This window comes from Bdellovibrionales bacterium, from assembly GCA_018266295.1.
Lineage (GTDB): Bacteria > Bdellovibrionota > Bdellovibrionia > Bdellovibrionales > Bdellovibrionaceae > JACMRP01.
Window position 1 is genome coordinate 1 of the sequence record JAFEAQ010000023.1, and the last position, 4,498, is coordinate 4,498.

1 protein-coding gene is annotated in these 4,498 nt (G+C 50.8%); it reads right to left on the reverse strand.

Going from position 1 to position 4,498, the window contains the following annotated elements; translation table 11 throughout:
* Positions 1–651: 651 nt before the first annotated feature.
* Positions 652–3,243: a hypothetical protein gene (locus tag JSU04_20505; GenBank protein MBS1972700.1), complete on the reverse strand. Its 2,592-nt coding sequence runs from the start codon at positions 3,241–3,243 to the stop codon at positions 652–654.
* Positions 3,244–4,498 lie beyond the last annotated feature (1,255 nt).

Sequence of the window (4,498 nt, forward strand, 5' to 3'; positions counted from 1 at the left end):
AAGAAAACTGAAAGATCTTTTTTTTTTTTTTACATGGCATTCACAGCACAACACCAATGGTAAGTGTCGAAAAAATTCCTGGGAGTTGGTTCTTGCCATTTTTCCGACATTAATCTTTTTTTTCCTCTAACCATTTTTCGGAAATTCATTATTTTTTTGAAAGAGTTTAAAGAAACGGTGAATTTTTTTTTTCCTGATACGCACCTCATTCACGCAAAATAATTTTCTGCTGTTTTTCTTTGTCCATTCAGTTTTCTTCTTCTTTTTTTTTTTTTCGCCCCTAAAGACGACAAAGTGTACAAGAAGAAAGAGGGACTCACCAGACAAAGAAAACCTTGTTGTTGTTCTATGTTGAGAGGCGAGAATACGAAAGCAAAGCTGGCGTTCCGATCAATCTCTTGTTATCCTTCGTCGTCTTGTCGTTGGCTTCCTCTTTACTTAGAGTTACCTTAGACGCACGGTGATTGCCCCGCTTCTTCTCTGTGAGCCGAATCCCGCCGCCGCTTCCCCGCTTCGCTTCCCACGAGTCTCCGGAGCACCATCGGATTGCTCCTTGGAGGTCGGGCCAGATTCTGGTCACCCCCTTCTACCCATTGTCGGACTCGTGGTGTGGTTATGTACATGTGTGGTTTGGTGAGATACCGTGGTCCCCTAAAAGACCTTACGGGTATCTCGGTGCTTCAGTATCCATAGTGATTCTAGGAAGGAGGTACGACCCAAATTGACGAGGAATTGGCGGAATTGTTTGCCGTCCATGCCAACATAGCGTTGTAGCACCGTTGCTGTGTTTGATACGTAGCCTCGACTGCCTACCTCCACGCAGTGCAAGGTTACTGTTCTGCCCCTGTAAGCGCTTTTGGGATTTGTGTTCCATTCTTTCCGGATTGATTCAACGTTCTTCGTGTATTTTGCAACTTTGCGGTCGTGCGAGGTGATTGGGCCTTTTGCTTCAAAAGGGCACGTCAACTCAATGATGGTGAGGTCTCCATTCTGATGTGTGATCATGATGTCTGGGCGGGCGTTGGGGAGGTGTGTTCGCCATGCTTCATGAAGCATGGTGTCATCTCGCATGTCGTCGAGGTCGACCCACACCCTGAGTTGATGGTGGTCTTTGTCAGCCGCCAGGATGGCGGACGCAATCAGTTTGAGTACTTTGTCATGCCGGCGGGTGAAACGCCCTTGAGTCAATGATACTTGGCATCGATTGAGTACGTGGCAGATTGTTTGTGATTCAGCCCGACATAGGGGGCATATGTTGTTTTGGATAATCTTGGCTTGTGCTAACAGGGCACGCACCGGCCACCATCCACCGATGATTCGGCAAAACTGGTAGTGTGCCTTGTAAGGAAGTACTTGTGCTACTGCTTTTAGGAACGTATCTGTTTCGTGTTCAGCTCCTGGCATCGAGTACTCAATACAGTCCTCGAGCCATTTAGCCCTGTTGCCGACCTCTTTCTTCTTTTCTTCGCGCATAGTTTGTCGTACCTCGTTTCGAACGTTAGTCGTTTCCCCTCTTTCGTGGTTAGCGACAAGTTCCCTTAGAAACTTCCTGTCTTCGTGGTTGAAACGCGTGTCAAGCATCGCGGCATCTTTAGCGGCCTTCTTGACCTGAATGTCGTCGCTGTTCAAGCATAAGTTCAGTGTTAAACCCCGAGTTGAGCGATACACTCGTCGGACGTCCTCCACTCCTAGTGCCTTGTAGCTAGTGATCGCAGCGTGAGATGCCATTGTTGGTAGTCCCGCCCATTGCTTCATGGTTTGGGCTGCCTGGTGTTGCAGCGCTTTGGCCACGGAGTATGGGATGTTCGGGTAGATCGTGAAGTACCAGCGGAGGGCGTTCAACACTTTGGTTTCATAGAAGAAGAACTTAGCAAGGAGTGGGATTTCCATATTTCCAATCTTTGCCATACCATCGACGAGCGTACTCATCAGGAGTTGTTTCGTTTTTGTTGAACTCTGTTCTTGGGAGATGCTTACGTTGAGGCCAAGGAATTTGGTCCCTCCGTTTGCTAGTCCACATGGGATTAGTGTGCCCCCTTCAGAATAATCGATCTGAAAAGGTTCAGTTCGCGGTACAAGTTTGCCAAACCGCATTTGGATAATGCGACATTTGTTAGCGTTGGGTGTCATCCCGGTCCATCGGAATCCATCGATGAGTGCTTCCCATGCGATTTGAATTGCCCCTGGTGACGGGCATACCACCGTCAGGTCATCTGCATATGCCTTAAGGTAGTGCCGGTTGTATTTACCAAGTTTGGTCTCGCAGATACTCTGTTTTCGTAGCGCTGCCTGCAGTGCCACTTGGAAGAAAATGTTGAAAAGAAGAGGGGAGAGCGTATCTCCTTGCATGACCCCTTGCCCAACTGGAACCGGGAAGGTGCGCCATTCTTTGGTGGCAATAGCCATCGTTGTGCTTCCATAGATTGTTTTCAGATACTGGATAACGGTGTCACTGATCCCAATGTGTTCCAGGACCTGCCACAGTTTTTCGTGTGAAACACTGTTGTACGCTGCACGGAGGTCTACCAGGAGAACGTGTAGCTCAGGACATTTGTACTTCTGCTCCGGCGTTTTGACTGACCGGTAGGCTTGGAGCAGAGTTGTGATGTGTTCGACACAACCCGACACTTTGGGCGCAAACCCTTTCTGGATGTTGAGGTCGATGACTGCGTTGTCAAGGCAATGCTTCCATATCCTGTTTGCAAGTACCGAGTGAAGCAGTTTGCATGTGAGGCTCCCCACTGCAATGGGGCGAAACTCATCAATGTTTGTTGGGTCTGATTGTCCTTTGGGTATCATCCTTACTCGTACTGAGCACCATTCCGATGGGGGAGGGCATTTCCCCTCCAGCACTTCGTTGAATGCCCAGCAGAGTTTAGTCTTCAGTTCATTGCAGTCCAGAACAGCCCGGAGGATGTCACGTGTCACCCCATCTGCCCCAGGGGCCGACGCTGCCGTTTTCTTCGCCATTGCTGCGGTAATCTCTGATTCCGTGATTCGGGTGTGCACCAACTCCTCTTCCACCCTCGGCATGTACGCTGGAACGGGTTCCGAGGGGTACACCTTGGCATCAAACTCCCGATGAAGGTAGTCTTCCGCTTGTTGTTGAGTGCATTGCAGTTCAATATCTGACTTGGTACACATGTGTTTGCGGTACAGTTCCCACCTATTGGTGGAAAACAGGGCCTCATTTGCTTTCAGGCGTGCCTCTGCTGCCTCTCCCTGCCTGACTGCTTGTGCCATTCGACGATCATTTGTGGGGAACGCTGAAGGTCCTGGCATGGTTCTGATCTTCCTGCGATGTTGTTGGGTCTTCTTTGGTGTCACCGCCAACGCGTGGAGTGCCGCAAAGAAAATTTGCGGGGTAAGTCGATCTCCAAGTTTGACGACGTAGTCTCGAAGTTTGTTTGTTTCTTCCGCGTATGGAGACTCGGGTTGGGGCGTTGCTGACGTGAAAGCACGTGGTCGTCCCGCCGAATTGGTACGCGGGTTGTTGATCGTTATGTTAACTGATCCCGAGGCTAACGACGGGGCGATTGAAGTGCCTACCACAGGTCTTCGTTGCTCGAACTCTGGTAGGCTTCCTCCGTGTACTTGAGGTGAGGCTGCTGGCGCCCGAGGGCGACGCACCGGGATGTTGTTGTTGTTGTTGTTGTTGGTTGTGGAAACCGACCCCGCGGCTAACGACGGGGCGATTGAGGTGCCTACCACTGGTCTTCGTTGCTCGAACTCTGGTAAGTCTCCTCCTCGAGTCTGAAGTGTGGATGCGGTGGCGTGGCGGGGAGGTCCTGGTTCGCTCTCGATACACCCGTCGACAGTGAGATCATCTCCCCCTCGGCCGGTGCTTCGATGTTGCTGTTGTTTGTTGGAGTTATTATTATTATTATGATTGTTACGTTGGTCTTTTGGGTTGGAGGGAGCTGCCTGCGTGAGACGACCAGCCTCTACGGGCAGCTGCCCCAGTCAATGCTGCGTCGGTGCTCCCGTTCCTGGGGGAGGAGGGTCATTGTCCGCCACTTCCTCTGCCTGATCCGGTGCGGTGACATGGGGTTGAAGGTGATCAAATGTTGCAACGTAGTACGGGGACTTGAGGGACCCTCCCACGTGTCGTCGAAATTCCGGGCCGTCATGTTTGAGTGCATAAAAGCCACTGGACTTTGTTCGCACTAGTAACTCGTATTGTTGTTGATCGGGGACAGTTGCCTTCCCAATGGGCGACAGAATGAAGAGTGGGTTGCGTCCGATCGGAACATTTGCTTGTAGCATCGGAGCAAGCGCCAGTAGGTCCTTGAGTTCGTTGCCTTGCGGGACGATATCCGGTGTGATGGTTCCCACTGCTACTGCAAGGGGAGTTTTTTTTTCTTCCACTAACGCTTTCCGCAACGCAACGGCTGTACACTGGATGGTGTTTGGGGCCGTGCGTTGTCGTGGGCGGGTAGATGAAACCTTCGGTAGAGGGATGTTGTTGTTGTACAGCTCACGACATTTCTCGAGAATT

What these genes read in the sequence shown, in the direction of transcription:
- JSU04_20505 (MBS1972700.1), bottom strand. Translation starts at nt 3,243, where the DNA reads ATGGCACAAGCAGTCAGGCAGGGAGAGGCAGCAGAGGCACGCCTGAAA.